This is a genomic window from Moorena sp. SIO3B2, from assembly GCF_010692525.1.
Classification (GTDB): Bacteria; Cyanobacteriota; Cyanobacteriia; order Cyanobacteriales; family Coleofasciculaceae; genus Moorena; species Moorena producens.
Genome location: NZ_JAAHHE010000052.1, coordinates 18,268 through 34,222, shown reverse-complemented (window position 1 = coordinate 34,222; position 15,955 = coordinate 18,268). Strand labels below are relative to the sequence as shown.

12 protein-coding genes are annotated in these 15,955 nt (G+C 44.5%); 9 read left to right on the top strand and 3 right to left on the bottom strand.

What is annotated here, in order from left to right; translation table 11 throughout:
* Positions 1–2,555 (top strand): glycoside hydrolase family 10-like protein (locus F6K38_RS14650; protein WP_287356820.1); only part of this gene is annotated, 2,555 nt, incomplete at its 5' end.
* On the opposite strand, the gene F6K38_RS14645 is transcribed toward F6K38_RS14650, so the two are convergent.
* Complete coding sequence (locus tag F6K38_RS14645) at positions 2,496–2,945, bottom strand: MerR family transcriptional regulator (RefSeq protein ID WP_271968561.1); 450 nt, start codon at positions 2,943–2,945, stop codon at positions 2,496–2,498. The genes F6K38_RS14650 and F6K38_RS14645 overlap by 60 nt on opposite strands.
* A gap of 449 nt (positions 2,946–3,394) precedes the next feature.
* Here F6K38_RS14645 and F6K38_RS14640 point away from each other — a divergent pair, with 449 nt between their 5' ends.
* Positions 3,395–3,844, top strand: a complete 450-nt coding sequence (locus tag F6K38_RS14640) for a PPC domain-containing protein (RefSeq protein ID WP_008177847.1) — start codon at positions 3,395–3,397, stop codon at positions 3,842–3,844.
* 72 nt (positions 3,845–3,916) lie between these two features.
* On the opposite strand, the gene cobS is transcribed toward F6K38_RS14640, so the two are convergent.
* Positions 3,917–4,711, bottom strand: coding sequence for an adenosylcobinamide-GDP ribazoletransferase (cobS, locus tag F6K38_RS14635; RefSeq protein WP_044491793.1), 795 nt, complete (start codon positions 4,709–4,711; stop codon positions 3,917–3,919).
* 418 nt (positions 4,712–5,129) lie between these two features.
* Here cobS and F6K38_RS14630 point away from each other — a divergent pair, with 418 nt between their 5' ends.
* From F6K38_RS14630 to F6K38_RS14600, 7 genes are all read left to right on the top strand, one after another.
* Positions 5,130–6,389, top strand: coding sequence for an RNA-guided endonuclease InsQ/TnpB family protein (locus tag F6K38_RS14630; protein WP_008177843.1), 1,260 nt, complete (start codon positions 5,130–5,132; stop codon positions 6,387–6,389).
* A gap of 790 nt (positions 6,390–7,179) precedes the next feature.
* Positions 7,180–7,632: a hypothetical protein gene (locus tag F6K38_RS14625; RefSeq protein ID WP_008177841.1), complete on the top strand. Its 453-nt coding sequence runs from the start codon at positions 7,180–7,182 to the stop codon at positions 7,630–7,632.
* Positions 7,633–7,812: 180 nt separating this feature from the next.
* Positions 7,813–8,937 carry a tRNA guanosine(34) transglycosylase Tgt gene (tgt, locus tag F6K38_RS14620; RefSeq protein ID WP_008177840.1) on the top strand — a complete coding sequence of 375 codons (1,125 nt, stop codon included), beginning with the start codon at positions 7,813–7,815 and terminating at the stop codon, positions 8,935–8,937.
* A gap of 47 nt (positions 8,938–8,984) precedes the next feature.
* A complete protein-coding gene (locus tag F6K38_RS14615) occupies positions 8,985–9,122 on the top strand; it encodes a photosystem II reaction center protein K (protein WP_008177837.1) in 138 nt (45 codons plus the stop codon).
* A 990-nt stretch (positions 9,123–10,112) separates the two neighbouring features.
* A complete protein-coding gene (locus F6K38_RS14610) occupies positions 10,113–12,512 on the top strand; it encodes a CHASE2 domain-containing serine/threonine-protein kinase (RefSeq protein WP_008177832.1) in 2,400 nt (799 codons plus the stop codon).
* A 31-nt stretch (positions 12,513–12,543) separates the two neighbouring features.
* The gene (locus F6K38_RS14605) at positions 12,544–13,227 is read left to right on the top strand and encodes a YggS family pyridoxal phosphate-dependent enzyme (RefSeq protein ID WP_044491833.1); all 684 of its coding nucleotides are present in this window, start codon (positions 12,544–12,546) and stop codon (positions 13,225–13,227) included.
* A gap of 180 nt (positions 13,228–13,407) precedes the next feature.
* The gene (locus F6K38_RS14600) at positions 13,408–14,472 is read left to right on the top strand and encodes a calcium-binding protein (protein ID WP_008177828.1); all 1,065 of its coding nucleotides are present in this window, start codon (positions 13,408–13,410) and stop codon (positions 14,470–14,472) included.
* 299 nt (positions 14,473–14,771) lie between these two features.
* On the opposite strand, the gene F6K38_RS14595 is transcribed toward F6K38_RS14600, so the two are convergent.
* Entirely contained in the window at positions 14,772–15,770 is a 999-nt protein-coding gene (locus F6K38_RS14595; protein WP_008177826.1) for a 2-hydroxyacid dehydrogenase, read from the bottom strand.
* Positions 15,771–15,955: the final 185 nt, after the last annotated feature.

Here is a 15,955-nt window from a genome sequence, read left to right as displayed (position 1 = left end):
ATAACACTAACTTGCTATTTTTGCCCAATGTCGAGTTCCTCCACCCAAAACAATTCCAAGCGTTACAGGAGTGGATTGCACAAGGAGGAAAAGTTATTGTCAGCGGTCCGACTGGGTTACTTTCCAAACCTGACATCCGCAAACAATTGCGTGAGCTTTTGGGTGCCTATTGGGGGTTTGCGATGACCCAACCCTCTATCCTCCACCCTTCCCCAGACAGTAACCAAACATGGGTGCAGGATACTGGAATTACAGGTATCATTCAGGGTGGCACTCTGATTCCTACTGATCTTAATTCCACTACTGTTGCGGTCTGGAGTCAGGTTGACAAGCCCCCTGCTGTAGTAACCTCTAATAATGCTACCTTTTTTGGTTGGCGCTGGGGTATCGATCGCGTAGCTCCGGCGGAAGTTGATAGTGCTTGGTTACGAGCGGCTCTTGGTCGCTATGATGTCCAAGTCACTGATGTCAATGTCACTGATGCCCAACTCACTAGTGATTCATCTACATCTTCTCAATCCTCTGATCACTCACCACAGAATTGTGGGGATATTGATACTACTATTGCCCAGAAACAGGTGGAAACAGAAGATGCAGAGTCTGGCAATAACACAGATGCTTCAGCCAAGCCTACCAATTCCCGATTAGCCCCATCACCCAAGCCAGCAAAAGCGCCACCACCAAGATATAGAAGACGAATTCTAACCCTAAAGCAAGCTACTGCGATGGAGCGGGAGTTGGAAAATCTGATTGGTCGGTTTGAAAGTGCTTTGCTAAGAGCCGATGCAGCTAACAGTAATCTGAATTTATCGACAGGCGCTGCTATCGAACAATTTGTCACTGCTGGTGCTAAGCAAGTGTCGGAAACCTCTGAGGAAACAACGGATGAAACTGACTCAGCTACTTACTCAGCTATTGAGGCATTGAATCAGGCCAGAGTGGGTTTGGAAAATTATCGTCGAGCAGTGGCTCGCAGGGAGTATCAAAAGGCTAGTCAGCTGTGGATGACAGCACGAAATACCCTGTGGGAAAACTACCCAATTGATCGTAAACTAGCCCAGTCAGAGATTCGAGCAATTTGGCTAGACCGGGGTACTATTGTTAAGGCGAAGTCTGAAAAAGATTTAGCTAAGATTTTTGACAAATTGGCTACAGCTGGTTTTCACACCATCTTTTTTGAAACGGTTAACGCTAGTTATACGATTTACCCGAGTGCGATCGCACCAGAGCAAAATCCCTTGGTTGAAGGATGGGATCCCCTAGAAGCAGCAGTCAAGTTAGCCCATGAACGAGGGATGGAATTGCACGCTTGGGTTTGGATGTTTGCTGCAGCTAACCAGCGTCACAATGCGGTTTTAGATCAACCAGCAGACTATCTCGGACCAGTGCTATCCAAGAATCCAGACTGGGCAATCTTGGATAACGAAAAACGTGTGTTTCACAAAAGAACTAGAAAGGCATTTCTTGACCCGGCTAATCCGGAAGTGCGGGATTATCTAACTAAGCTATTGGAAGAGATAGCCAGCCGCTATGAAGTGGATGGGATTCAACTCGACTATATTCGCTACCCGTTTCAAGACCCCAAAGCTGGTCATACCTTTGGCTATGGTAAGGCAGCCCGTGAACAGTTTCAGGAATTGACCGGTGTTGACCCCATTGAGATTGACCCAAGGAATCAGAAGTTATGGCGACAGTGGACAGATTTCCGTATAAAGCAAATTGACACTTTAGTCAAGTCAGTGTCACAGATGCTGCGCCAGAAACGTCCCGACTTGATTATATCTGCTGCTGTATTTCCCATGCCTCGGGAAGACCGATTGCAAAAAATCCAACAAAACTGGGAAGATTGGGCATCTCGGGGTGAGATTGACCTGATGGTACCGATGACTTATGCATTGGAAACGGAAGAGTTACAGAAATTAGCCCAACCATGGCTAAAAAAATCCTCCCTTAGCTCAGCCTTAGTTTTGCCAGGAATTCGTCTATTGAATTTGCCCGATATTGTAGCTGTTGACCAAATCCAACTGCTGCGAGATTTACCAGCTCCTGGCTATGCCCTATTTGCAGTAGAAAATCTCAATGATAATCTCAGGGGTATCTTGACTCGCACTCAAGGAGAACAAGAGGCTACCACTGAAATACAAGTACCTTACCGTCAACCGTTCCTAGCTGCAGCAGAACGTTATCAGGCTCTGCAACAGGAATGGAGTTTTATGTTAGCAAATAATCAAATCGTGATTGGGGAACCAGACCTTTCAGACTGGGGACAACAAGCCGATACCCTTTCCCTGTTGCTGAATCGACTAGCGGACAAGCCATCCATGATGAGCTTGCTATCAGCACAATTGTCCATGTCATCCTTCCGTACTCGCTTTCAGACGTGGATGTTTGGACAATCGGTTGAGCAACCCTATCAAGTCCAGGTATGGGACAACCGTCTGGAAGCAATCCAACGATTATTGCACTATGGTGAGCGGACCCTCAAAAATCGACCATTAGCTGGCAGGGAAACGGCCACCAATGAAGTGGACATCACTAAAGGTCTCGATCCATAGACGAGCACCACAAGATAGTGGGTTATCTGGATTATAGACAATCCGACACGGACCAAGGATTTCTACCTGGTTGCCGTATATATTGTTGCCGCTTCGTTTTACGGAAATCACTGGCTTCCGTTCTTCGGGGCTTTTGTGGATATTCGAGCCAATGTTATTGCGGTTGACATTGATCTTAGCTAAAGCCGGAGGACGATTAGTGCGCCATTTGCCTTTTGGTCCTCTAGTGCCTTTCGTGATTTGGGGCAGATTGTTGAACAAGGGAATAATCCAGAATTTCCCACTTTTATAAGCACCCCGAACCCGACCCTTCTCTAGAAGTTGGCGCAATCGCCGAGAAGAAATACCTAAGAGAGATGCTGCTTCTGTAGTACAAACATACTTGTTCATTTGGTTGCCTTGTTTTAACTCTTCCTATAACAGTATTATATAGGATAAATGAATCATTGACAAGTTCTAGTAAAAAAAATCTCTTCCGAAGTAAATATTGAGGGAAATAACCTCAGTTTGATGTCATAAATTGGCGATTTTTTTGAGGAGAGAGCAGAACAGACTCAAAGCTTTTAATTCCTGGATAAAGTTGGTTATCTCGAAGTGAGGTTGAAATAGCGATCGCGTTGAATTTATGCTTTTTTGTGCTTATAAAATGACTAGAGTAAAGTAGGAAAAATCTCAAAAATTTGGCGGTGGAACATCCCGTCAGCAATAGATTAAGCTGGTTGTATTGTCAGGGGATAGCCTGGGTCTACTTCAATCCCATACTCGACACGACCCTGCTTTTTGAAGGGGGTTAGGGTACAGTGTTAGAAATGTTAGCAACTAAAAGATATCTAGTTTAGATGAGTAAAGCTTTTGCTGCTTGGTTTAGCTGGGTTATACCTGTAGCAGCAACTTTCTTGGCAACGAGCTTAACTGCACCGGTAGCCAGAGCACAAAACCTGTACAATCCGCAGCCGATTTCCCATAGCAAAGAAATTGTTGACACCCTGACTCAAAAAGATATTCCGATCGGGGACGGTGGCTTTGCCCGAGACTATGTAGTAAATCTTGATGCGGGAGACCAAGTTGCCATCGACCTGATCTCAGACAACTTTGACACGATGATCTCTGTGATTGCTTCTGATGGTTCTACGGTAGCGGAAAATGATGATGGACCAGATGGGAGTACTAACTCCTTGTTATTTGCTCGCATCACTGAGACAGATGAGTACATTATCAGGGTGCGTGCCTTTGGCTCAACGGGCGGTGGCACGTTCAGATTAAAGATAACCCGACTTAAACCAATTTAGGGGGTTAGTGGTCGAGTCGGTAAGTACTCGATTAACCAACAGGTCGTCTTTGCCAAAGAATTAGCGAAAGAATTAGTTAAGGATGAGGGTCAGTAAGCACAGAAACAGGGCTTCTGTCCATTCCACCACTGCTCCGTAAGTGTCTCCAGTATGTCCCCCCAGCTGGCGGTGGAACCAGCCGCCAGTCAGTAGAGCGATCGCACATCCTCCGATGGCCATGGTTAAGGAGAACCAAGCATTTGTCGGGTCAAGCAACACTGGCACTATAGATAAACTTAAGACAACGAATAATCCCAAGAGAATATCTTGGGGAATACGTATCCATGGTTTGTGAAATGCTCCTTTACCGGTGGGTCTGAGATAGGGATAAAATGCGATCGCTACTACTTGTCCCCAGCGTCCCCAAGCAGCTGCTCCCATCAAAGCTGCCCACCGATAAGCCCCGATATCAGTTAGGGCAGCTGTTTTTAACAGTAATAGAGTACAGGCTGCCATTGCCCCAAACGCTCCTGTAGCACTATCTGCCATCACATCTAAACGGCGCTGGGGATCTGGAACTGCTAAACCATCCGCTGTGTCTATCACCCCATCTAAGTGTAATCCTCCAGTCAGGGCAAGCCAGCTGACCACAACTACAGCAGAGCGAGTGAATACTGGCATCCCCAACTGTTGCAATAAAGTATCTAATATTACCAGTATCCCCCCAATCAGCAATCCAATCATCGGTGCCCAACGGGCAATGCCCCGAAACTCCATCCCCCAGCTAGCTGGTAGGGGAATACAGGTATAAAAAGTTACAGCACTGCTCATTGAACAGAAAAGTTGACGTCCCCATTGTTTAAATTGTTGTCCGGTAAAATACTTCATGGGTTACTGCTGTTACTGAAATTGATCAGAGTGGGAGAGTTTGAGAGGGAAAAGAATACCCCGACCTAAGAGGACGGGGTATTCTTTTCCCTCTCAAATAGTGTTAATATAAAAAGTAAGGGTCTCAAAAAAAACTGGGTATTGACCCCACTCAGCTACCGACCGTGCGGGGGAAAGTCACGCCCAGGTCGAGAACAGCAACGAGCGTTGTTGTGCAAAGGATACCCCATCCCTCTTCAGGGTGGGGAGGTTCAACTAATCAATTAACCTGGGGGAGCGATAAGACCCGCGCTATATCTGATCTTGTTAGCGCCGGGATACATGGACTCCCCCAGGTAAATTGAGGGGGTTAAACACCCCCTCAATTAACAACATTTAACAGTAGCGCTACAGCCAGTAAATCCTCTAGAATATTAGGATGTTGACTCTGAACTATCGCTACCGAATCTACCCAGACGCCACTCAAGAACAAAGATTAATTGAGTCGATGGAAATTTGTCGCAGTGCTTACAACTATGCGTTGCGGGAGATCAAAGATTGGTGTGATAGTCGCAAATGCTTGATAGACAGATGCTCTCTTGAAAAAGAGTACATCATTTCATCTGAAGCAAAGTTTCCTAACGAAATTAATCAACTGAACAACCTGCCCAACGCTAAGAAAGAATTTCCCAGGCTCAAGGAGGTTCCTTCTCAAGTTCTTCAGCAAGCTATCAAGCAGTTGCACAAAGGTTGGGAGTACTTTCAGTCCCGTGGTTTTGGCTTTCCACGGTTCAAAAAGCATGGGCAGTTCAAGTCTTTGCTGTTCCCTCAGTTTAAAGACAATCCGGTTACGGACTTGCACATCAAATTGCCCAAGATAGGACTGATTCCAATTAACTTGCATCGCCCAATCCCTAACGGGTTTGTGGTCAAGCAAGTGAGAATCATACGGAAAGCTGACCGATGGTATGCATCTATCAACATTCAATGTGATGTCAGTGTTCCAGACCCTATGCCACATGGTCATCCCATTGGCGTCGATGTCGGGCTGGAAAAATTCTTAGCAACAAGTGATGGTGCTCTCGTCAAGCCGCCGAAGTTTTTTAAGACCCTGCAAAGTAGGCTGAAAGTGCTGCAACGTAGGTTGTCTAGAAAGCAGAAACGGTCTAAGAATTACGAGAAACAGCGGATGCAGATTGCTAGACTTCACCACAAAATTGATAACACTCGGAAGGACTTTCACTTCAAACAAGCTCATGCTCTTTGTGATGCTGGAGATATGATCTTCATGGAAGATTTGGACTATCAAACTAGTGCCAAAGGGATGTTGGGTAAGTATATGCTTGATGCTGGGTTTGGACAATTCCGAACCATCGTTAAGTATGTGTGCTGGAAGCGTGGAAAGTTTTTTGGTGAAGTAGATGCCAGGAGGACTTCTCAACAGTGTCCTGAGTGTGGTGGGCAAGTCAAAAAAGACTTGAGTGTTAGAGTTCACAATTGCCCTGATTGTGGGTATAAAACCGATAGGGATGTAGCTAGCGGTCAAGTCATAAAAAATAGAGGGATACAACTGATCAGTACCGATGGACAGTCGGGAATCGAAATTGCCTGTGCAGTCGGTCTACCGGGGGTTGGGGCAACCCAATCTAGGTCAGAGGCGAAACCCCACAAGGGAGCAACCAGGAAATCCTTGAAGTGATTCTTGGAAGCCCGCGCTGTATGCGTAGCATCAGCGCCGGGAGGATGTCACTGAATTTTCCTTTGAGCACCATCGAAAGATTGGGATAGTATGGTGTCATAAGCTGTTGTTATAAGCAGCAAGTTACTCCACCCTATGGGTTAGGTCTCAACAGCAACGGGCTGCCAATCTAGTTAGTTCGTTCCGACCAAAACGGCTCAATCAACATTCCTTGGTAGAAGCGATGCAGCGCCAACAACGGGGAGGCAGTGCGGCCAAAGGGGGTCTCCCCTATGAGCAACTGCCGTGGTTTCCACGGGGCTGACAAGGTGCTCGAATGTGCTCCACACGGCCCCTGGCTATAGCGCGACTGCATCAATAAAAAGTAGTTGGCAATGGGTTGACCCCATTTGGGATATAAGCTGTTGGTGTTCACTCAATAAGGGTAAAACCTTAAACAGGAGTAATCTAGTTGACTAGATTTGACGAGTTTACTGTGAACTATTTAAAGATAAACACCTAACAGAGATTATCCCCTGCATCTATTGGAATTATCTCTTGCTGCTTACTAGGCACCCTTACACCCTTAAACGCTTGTAGGTTTACACGCTTATACGCTTGTATTAACCATTAAGCATGCTTAGATTAGGTATTAAGTACGATAACCATTAACCTTTATTGTTGGTTTTAACCCGTTGCCGTAGCTATGTTCTCATCAATTGGTTTAACCTTTAGGGTTGCCTCGCCAATCAATTAAATATACCAGTTGCATGTCAATATCAGCCCTGAAAAGCATTATAGGCTTTTATCCATGAGTCACCACCAATCTCGACACCAACTCCCAGCTCCTTGCATCATTGAAACTGGCATTATCATCAACAAGCGAGATATGAAACGCTTGCTTGGTGATTTAGGTTGCGTCCGTTACATCCACACTCTCGATGGTCAACTAAAGAACCAGGGGGAAGGGTTAGTTCAGGAAGTATTTGCTGATCCCCATTGCTCGACCCTGATTGCCAATCGGACACTTTACATCAATGTCCATAGTTTTGACTATTTACAACTGAGTCAGTCTCCAACCCAAGAAGCATACTTTGACCTAATTAATGAAAATCGTCAGTTGCGGCTGATTCCGCTGTTGAATCCCTTGCAACAAGAGTGTGTTGATCAACTTCAGGCGGAAGCCCTTGAAGCTATGGTCACACAGGTTCTAAGCGCGAAATGGGATGTGCAAATTGATGATGATGCAGATAGTCCTTTTTAGCTTAGAAGGTTAGAAGGTTAGAAGGTTACAGGTTGATTAATGAAATTCAAGGGTATAAGTATTGGCTTGCTCCAAGTTGGATGCATCTAATACAAAATATCGAAGACGCAAGAGTTTAACCTGGGTTAACCGAATTAGAAGCTATGGTCTAGTTAACGATATTTCAAGACCTAGATCAACTTGAATCAACAGAAAATTAATTTTTCATTTCAATGTCAGGCTTCCTGTAGCCACACTAAGGCAAGAGCTGGGGTGTTTGTGACCCCCCATGGTGTGGTGGAAACTCCCAGGTTTATGCCAGTAGGCACCCTAGCAACGGTAAAAACTCTAACACCAGCCCAGTTAGAGGTAGCTGGGGCGCAAATGGTTTTGGCTAATACCTATCATCTCCATCTGCAACCGGGAGAAGCCATCATTAAACAAGCCGGTGGTCTGCATCGATTTATGGGTTGGCACGGACCAATCTTAACTGATTCTGGTGGCTTTCAGGTGTTTAGCTTAAGCCAGCTCCGTACTATTACTGAAGAGGGGGTGAGGTTTCGATCTCCTCGGGATGGGCGGATGATTGATCTAACCCCAGAACGGTGTATGGAAATTCAGCATGCCTTGGGAGCAGATGTGATCATGGCATTTGATGAGTGTCCCCCCTATCCAGCTGAGCGAACTGAGGTAGAATTAGCAACTCAACGAACCTATCGCTGGCTCAAACGCTGTATTGTTGCCCACAATCGCCCTGAACAACAAGCTTTGTTTGGTATAGTTCAGGGTGGGGTGTACCTAGATTTGCGTCAAAGGGCTGCCGAATCCTTGGTCGAGCTGGACTTACCAGGTTATGCCATTGGTGGTGTCAGTGTGGGGGAACCGCCTGAATTGATTCACCAAATTGTCCAGACAACCGCTCCATTACTGCCATGGCATAAGCCTCGTTATCTGATGGGGGTCGGTACCTACAGGGAAATGGTTTTAGCGATCGCATCTGGCATAGACTTGTTTGATTGCGTTATTCCCACTCGCCTGGGACGTCATGGTAGCGCCTTAGTCCAGGGGGAACGCTGGAACTTGAAAAACGCCCAGTTTCGGGAAGATTTTTCCCCCTTAGATGCCAGTTGTCCTTGCTATTGCTGTCAGAATTTCAGTCGTGCTTATCTGAACCATTTAGTGCGATCGCGTGAATCTCTAGGCTATATGTTACTCTCTCACCACAATGTGACTGAGCTAATTCGGTTTACTCAAGCGATCAGGGCAGCCATCTTAAGTGATCAATTCACTACACAATTTGCTCAATGGCTGTTCACTTCATGTTAAGATACATGTCAATTATTAAATCTGTGTTGGAAAGGAAGATTTAAGATATGGAAGCTGCACTCCTGTTAGGAACATTACCCGAAGCTTACTCTATTTTTGGTCCAGTGGTGGACGTTCTACCAGTCATCCCTGTGTTCTTCTTGCTGCTAGCCTTTGTCTGGCAAGCCGCCGTGGGCTTCCGGTAAACTTCTCCCCCGCTAGAAAACCGGTTTGGCTCTAGGGGTTGGTTTGATCAGAAAATATCTACAAATTTAGACATATCTACCAAAAAGCTCTAGGTTGTGTCAGAAAGGAGTAGTACAAACCCGACGGATGAATCCGGGGGAAAGTAACCTCACTACCTGACCAACGTTTGTCTCTCGGAAGACTATGTGATCAATAATCCCTACGATTCATCCCACCTATGAACCGGTTAGGTCAGGGTGGGATGATGACTTGGCAGGGTTGATGACGGTATAGATTAGCAGTAGGGGTGTACGAACTATCAACCTGCGATTGAAGCCAGGCTGATAGTTATAGGTGTTTTTTGTCTTTTTTTGTCTAACTAATAAGTGACAATAGATAAGCAACGGCGAATTGGAAGTCTTTTCAAGTAGATAACCAAAGCCGAAACTGTACTTGAAGCATGACAGTAGCCAGATTTTCTAGTGTTGATAAAGCAATCAAAAAAAGAAAAGTTGGCGATAGGGCATCCTGTGAGTAGTAAAACTTGCCGATATGTTGGATGAAGACTATCCACCGGTTGTTAAGCTAAAATGCAGGAAGCTGTTTGTATAGGCTAAATGCCAGTTTTTGCTGTCAAAACTATCAATGTAGAATTACCCAAGATATTAGTCAGGTGGGCATCAATAATTGGGATAAGGGTGGTTGACCACGGCGAAGTTGAAGACAAATTTCAGATAATCCGATTGATAGCTTGACACAATAAGCACGACTTGCTTCCTAACCAAAAAAAAGCCAAATGGTAGTGTAAGCAACTTCGCTTCCATTGCTTCTGCTCAATCGATTAAATCGATCGGGAAAATACAAAGAGCAACGTTTCCAACTTAGGTCAGGGCATTGAATCAAGGAATGAGTCACTACTCTACAGGGTGATCGAACCGTTGATCGTATTATTTATAGAATCATCAAGGGTGAACATCAAGGGTGATCGTTTCTAGTAATAACTATTATATATGAGTGCTCAGCTGGTAAAAGTGGCGACAGAAGAGTCACCAAACAAATCAAAACTTATTAGCCCCCAGGTGGAAAATCCCTCCCCCCCGCCCCGAAAATCTGCGAAAGCTTGGTCGCGGCTGAAACGCTTGGGGCAATATGTTGGGATAAACCCAGCATTGGTAGCGAGTTTGGCGGTAACTGGTTTAATGCTAGGGTCTAAGCACCTAGGAATGTTACAGTTTTTTGAGTTAAAGGCTTTCGACCGGATGATAGAGCTGCGACCAGCTTTACCACCCGATGACCGCCTCTTAGTAGTAGAGGTGACTGAGCCAGATTTAAAAGGCACAACAGCTCCAGGAGGGTCTTCAATCAAAGATGCTGTAATGTATGAGGTATTACAGAAGTTGGAGCAACATCAACCCGCTGTCATTGGTGTCGATATCTTTCGAGACAGTCCAGTAGAACCGGGTCATGGCGAATTTTCTGAACTACTGCAAAGTAGCGATCGCATAATCCCAATTTGCTATCGGGGTCAATCAGAAGCATCCAGTGTTGCAGCCCCCCCAAACATTTCTCAGCATCGTGTAGGCTTTGTTAATCTACTTGAAGATCCCGATGGAATCGTCCGGCGGGCTCCATTATTTTTTGACAATACCAGTGATAATACCAGCATCGTGGGTTGCACCACCAGATTATCATTCGGCTTTCAGTTAGCCCGAAGCTATTTGGAACAGCGGGGAATCAAGCCCGAAAACATCTCCCGAAAACAGATGAAGCTAGGAAAAACAGTCTATAACAAGATATCTCCTACTGCTGGAGGTTACCAAAAGGGAGATACGGGAGGCTACCAAATTTTATTGAATTACCGCTCTGCTGATCACCTTGCCGATACCGTTACCTTAACTAAGGTTCTGAATGAGGAGATTGAACCGGACTTGGTCAAAGACCGGATTGTCCTAATCGGGATGAATGCTCCTAGTATCAAAGATGATGACTTCTTAACACCCTACAGTTTTGCTCAAAAAGAAAGCAAGCATATGCAAGGAGTCATGATACATGGTCAAATCGTGAGTCAACTGCTCAGTGGCGCACTTGGAGAGGGAAGAGCACAGTTTTGGTTTTGGTCTGAGTGGACAGAAGGCTTGTGGATTTGGGGTTGGACACTAATAGGGGGCGTGTTAGTTGGGGTAAGCCGCAACACTCGACAGTTAGTACTATCTGAGAGTATTGCTCTAGGTATTTTGCTCGGAACATCCTACCTGCTATTTCTCAACTCAGGATGGATACCTGTTGTGGCACCTGCGTTGGCATTAATCCTTTCGGGTACTGGTGTAATGACTTACACCGGTTACAAGGCTAAACAGGAGAGCATAAAAGCAGAGCAAGAGCGCCGCAAAATTGAAGCCAAAGCTCAAGAACAGGAACAGAACTTGGCCTTGTTACAGGCGTTGTTGAAAGAACAAAACAAAACCATCTCCAGCACTAACACCAAAACTATACCGATACCACAAACCGATTTATCTCAAGAAGATGCCACAGCAATTTGGAACCCAACAGCTGGTGCAGACCCTGATGGCACATCGGTAGAGTACCGACCCGAACATAACCTCCTAGCTGGACGCTACCAAACCAAGCGTGTTCTTGGTTCAGGTGGGTTTGGTCTAATCCATTTAGCAGAAGATACTCAGCGACCTGGTTCACCCCAGTGTGTGGTCAAGCAATTGAAACCGGCTCGTAGCGATCCGCAATTCTTGAAAATTGCCAGACGGCTATTCCGCACTGAAGCAGAAATATTAGAAATCTTGGGTAATCATTTAAAGATTCCTCGACTACTAGCTTATTTTGAAGAAGATAAAGCATTTTACTTAGTGGAAGAATATATTCCCGGTCAGTCCCTGAGTGACGAATTGCCCGTAGATAAACGGCTTGGAGTAAAGGAAGTCGCGGATATCCTGAAAGATATTTTAGAAATTCTTGTCTTTATCCACAAATACGGCGTCATCCACCGGGATATCAAACCTGGCAATATTATCCGTCGTGAAACTGATGGTCAACTGGTACTAATTGATTTCGGAGCAGTTAAACAGATTAAAAGCCCAGAGCAGAGTCAGGAAGAAAATGCTACGGTTGCCATTGGCTCTCGCGGTTATGCCCCACCAGAGCAATTAGCGGGACACCCTAGTTTCAATAGTGATATTTATGCTTTAGGTATGATTGGGATTCAAGGATTAACTGGCATTCGTCCCTATCAATTGCCCATTTCTCCAGAAAGTGGTGAAGTGATCTGGCGTAATCTGGCAGATGTACCTGAAGAATTTGCCCAAATTATAGAAAAGATGGTAACCTATCATTTCGCTGACAGATACCAGTCAGCTGAGGTAATCCTACAAGATTTGTCCAAAGTGATTGGTGGGTGAAGCCATGGAGGAAAAAGGCAAGAGGAAGACTATGGAAAAAATACCTTTAACTATCACTACACCTATTACTGATAATATCCAGCAGATTCTTCAACAGTTAAAGCCTAATGTCCGTTTAATTGCAGTGAGCAAAACCGTATCTGTGGAAAAAATGCGGGAAGCCTATGGTGCGGGAATTCGGGATTTCGGAGAAAATCGATTGCAAGAGGCTTGTGCTAAGCAGGAGCAGTTAAAAGATTTAGAGGGGATTTCCTGGCATTTTATCGGTCACTTACAAAAAAATAAAGCTAAACTAGCTGTTCAAACAATGGACTGGATCCATTCCGTTGATGATTTAAAGTTAGCCCAGAGTTTAAATCGGCGGGCTAATGAGTTAAATAAACGACCTAAGGTTTGTTTACAAATTAAGATATTGCCCGATCCTAATAAATATGGTTGGTCTGTTGAGCAGTTATTAGAAACGTTACCAGAATTGGAAGCTTGCGATTCCTTAGATATTCAAGGGTTAATGACAATTCTTCCCTTGGAGTTATCGGAAGCTGAAATTTTTGATGCATTTGTAGAAGTTGCTAAATTCAAGGAACAGCTTAATCAAACAACTCAGTTAAATTTAAAAGAAGTGTCAATGGGAATGTCGGGAGATTATTTGCAGGCTATTAAAGCAGGAGCAACGATGATTCGCCTAGGAAGCAAGATTTTCGGAAAACGTGAATAATTTTTGAGCATTTTTAATGGTATTTTGCGCTGGGACCCCGGTCGGGTTTACCGAGAAGCGTCAACGGGCACCAATAAATCGGTCAAATTGGCTAAATACTGCAAAATTGGCTAGCCTTACCATACCTAAGACCAGACAATAAAGGAGGTCGGAGTTGGATAGGAATAGGTGCTCGAAGAAATGTTTAACTTGAACTTAGTGGACTTGGAAACAAATACTACAAATACTAGTGTAATTCTCATAGGTGATAGTGGCAACGATACTCTCAGCGGTGGCTCACAGGATGATACCCTCAAAGGTAGAGCTGGGGATGATATTCTCAATGGTCGAGGGGGTAATGACCGTCTTGAAGGGGAGGAGGATTCAGATGTTCTCAACGGTGGAGAGGGTAATGATACTCTGATTGGTGGCTCAGGGAATGATGTCCTTACTGGTGGACCGGGTCCTAGCTTTGGCTTGAGTTTGTTTGAGGTTAAACAGACATCTGATCATGATTTCCTCGACGGTGGCACAGGAAATGACACTCTCAACGGAGCAGATGGTAATGATACCCTAAAAGGCGGAGCTGGTGATGATTCCCTTTTAGGTGATGTTCGTAGACGTTTGACTGGAATTCCCATCAACTATAATCCAGGTCGTGACATCCTGGATGGTGGAGACGGAAATGATGTGCTCGAAGGTGGGGGTAGCAGTGATACTCTCATTGGTGGCACTGGCAATGATACCCTGATTGGTGATGGTGATGATCAAAATGTCTTTGGTGGTGGGAATGATTATCTAATTGGTGGCAATGGTGATGATTCTCTAGTAGGTGGCAACGGAAGCGATACCCTGACTGGTGGTCACGGATCTGATATCTTTAAGTTCACATTTACAAATCGTCCATTACCAATCTTCCCGCCTTCAATGCCTCCATCACAACCGCTACAATTTTCAAGGGGAATCAACATAACTGATAGTTTCCTATTGCCGAGGAACGATGACTCGGAAGTGCCACGACCTGAAAGCGGAATTGACAGGATTACAGATTTCAATGTCCAACAGGGAGATAGGATTGAAATTGTTAGTTTTGGGGAACTTGATATTGATCAAATCTCCTACAATAAAACTACAGGTGCTCTGTCTTTTGAAGAGCAACAATTTGCTCAACTACAAGCAGGTCTTGATTTCAGTCCAGAGCAGCATATTGATTTACAAGTCTTCCCTCCTCGTTCCTTTGTTACCGCTCCTCCTAGTGCGTTTTAGGCCAATTTAGTAATTGGTAATCGGTAATTGGTAATTGGATTAGGATTACCGATTACTAAAATCTTGATTGAATTTTGCCGAGGTCACTAGTTGTTAAGGTTTGGTTAAAATAGGGAATCATATCATAGTTTTGAACTATTTTGGATAAGTCTTCCAACTTCAAAATTATGGGATTCGATATAATGGGATGCTATGAAAGAGCCGCTACGCGAACGCATTCCCTAGGAACCCCCCCAATCTCCCCACACTTCCCACTCTCCCTCTAATTATAGGTATTAAACCTGACTTGATATTATTCCCTATTCCCTATTAATAATTTTATTCGGACAAGGAAGACCTTGCTCAAAGTTAGTAATATTAGATAGTGTAGTTTCAGCAATGTTATGGAGGGCATTTTCAGTTAAAAAAGCTTGATGAGCAGTAATGATTACATTAGGGAAAGTCAGTAAACGTTGAAAAATATCATCTTGAATGACTTCATTAGACAAATCCTCAAAAAACAATTCAGATTCTTCCTCATAGACATCCAGAGCGAGATAGCCAATTTTCTTGGACTTGAGGGCAGCGATAATGGCTTTGGTATCAATCAATCCCCCTCGGCTAGTATTAATGAGCATCACACCTGGTTTCATCTGCTCTAGAGCTTCGGAATTAATCAGATGATAGTTTTCAGTAGTTAAGGGACAGTGTAGGGTGACAATATCAGAGATAGCAAAGAGTTCAGCTAGCTCTACATACTTGACCCCTAAAGCTTGACAATCCGGGTTGGGATAGGGATCATATGCCACTAATTGACACCCCATACCATTGAGAATTTGGGCTACCACAACACCAATTTTACCAGTTCCCACAATGCCTACAGTGCGACCATGCATATCGAATCCCAAGAGTCCATCTAGGGAAAAATTTCCTTCTCGTACTCGAGAATAAGCACGATGTATCTTGCGATTCAGGGCTAGCATTAAGCCAATCGTATGTTCAGCGATCGCGTAAGGGGAGTAAGCCGGAACACGCACTACTATCATGTCCAATTCTGTCGCTTTTGTGACATCCACATTATTAAAACCAGCGCAGCGTAGAGCAATTAGACGAGTTCCCTGTTGCGCCAGCTTTTCCAACACTTGTCCGTTGAGGGAATCATTGACAAAAACGCATACTGCTGGACATCCTGATGCCAAAATAGTCGTTTGAGTATCGAGGTGCGGTTCAAAAAAAGTTAATTCATGACCATATTGGGAATTAACAGCTTCCAGAAACTGTCGGTCGTAGACTTTGGTACTAAAGACAGCGACTTTCATAGATGTAATGCCAAAACAAGCTTAATTAAATTTTAGATAAAAATTTAAAGACTAGGTTTAAAGAAAAGGTTAATTCTCTGGTAAGCATTTAACAGTTAGCTATCAGCGGTCATGTATAGCACTACCCATTAAGGTGTTTGACATTCCTAAACTCCGAAACTTAGTCATAGCTTACTTCTGACTTC

What these genes read in the sequence shown, in the direction of transcription:
- F6K38_RS14630 (WP_008177843.1), top strand. Translation starts at nt 5,130, where the DNA reads ATGTTGACTCTGAACTATCGCTACCGAATCTACCCAGACGCCACTCAA.
- F6K38_RS14645 (WP_271968561.1), bottom strand. Translation starts at nt 2,945, where the DNA reads ATGAACAAGTATGTTTGTACTACAGAAGCAGCATCTCTCTTAGGTATT.
- cobS (WP_044491793.1), bottom strand. Translation starts at nt 4,711, where the DNA reads ATGAAGTATTTTACCGGACAACAATTTAAACAATGGGGACGTCAACTT.
- F6K38_RS14640 (WP_008177847.1), top strand. Translation starts at nt 3,395, where the DNA reads ATGAGTAAAGCTTTTGCTGCTTGGTTTAGCTGGGTTATACCTGTAGCA.
- F6K38_RS14625 (WP_008177841.1), top strand. Translation starts at nt 7,180, where the DNA reads ATGAGTCACCACCAATCTCGACACCAACTCCCAGCTCCTTGCATCATT.
- F6K38_RS14610 (WP_008177832.1), top strand. Translation starts at nt 10,113, where the DNA reads ATGAGTGCTCAGCTGGTAAAAGTGGCGACAGAAGAGTCACCAAACAAA.
- F6K38_RS14615 (WP_008177837.1), top strand. Translation starts at nt 8,985, where the DNA reads ATGGAAGCTGCACTCCTGTTAGGAACATTACCCGAAGCTTACTCTATT.
- F6K38_RS14600 (WP_008177828.1), top strand. Translation starts at nt 13,408, where the DNA reads ATGTTTAACTTGAACTTAGTGGACTTGGAAACAAATACTACAAATACT.
- F6K38_RS14595 (WP_008177826.1), bottom strand. Translation starts at nt 15,770, where the DNA reads ATGAAAGTCGCTGTCTTTAGTACCAAAGTCTACGACCGACAGTTTCTG.
- F6K38_RS14605 (WP_044491833.1), top strand. Translation starts at nt 12,544, where the DNA reads ATGGAAAAAATACCTTTAACTATCACTACACCTATTACTGATAATATC.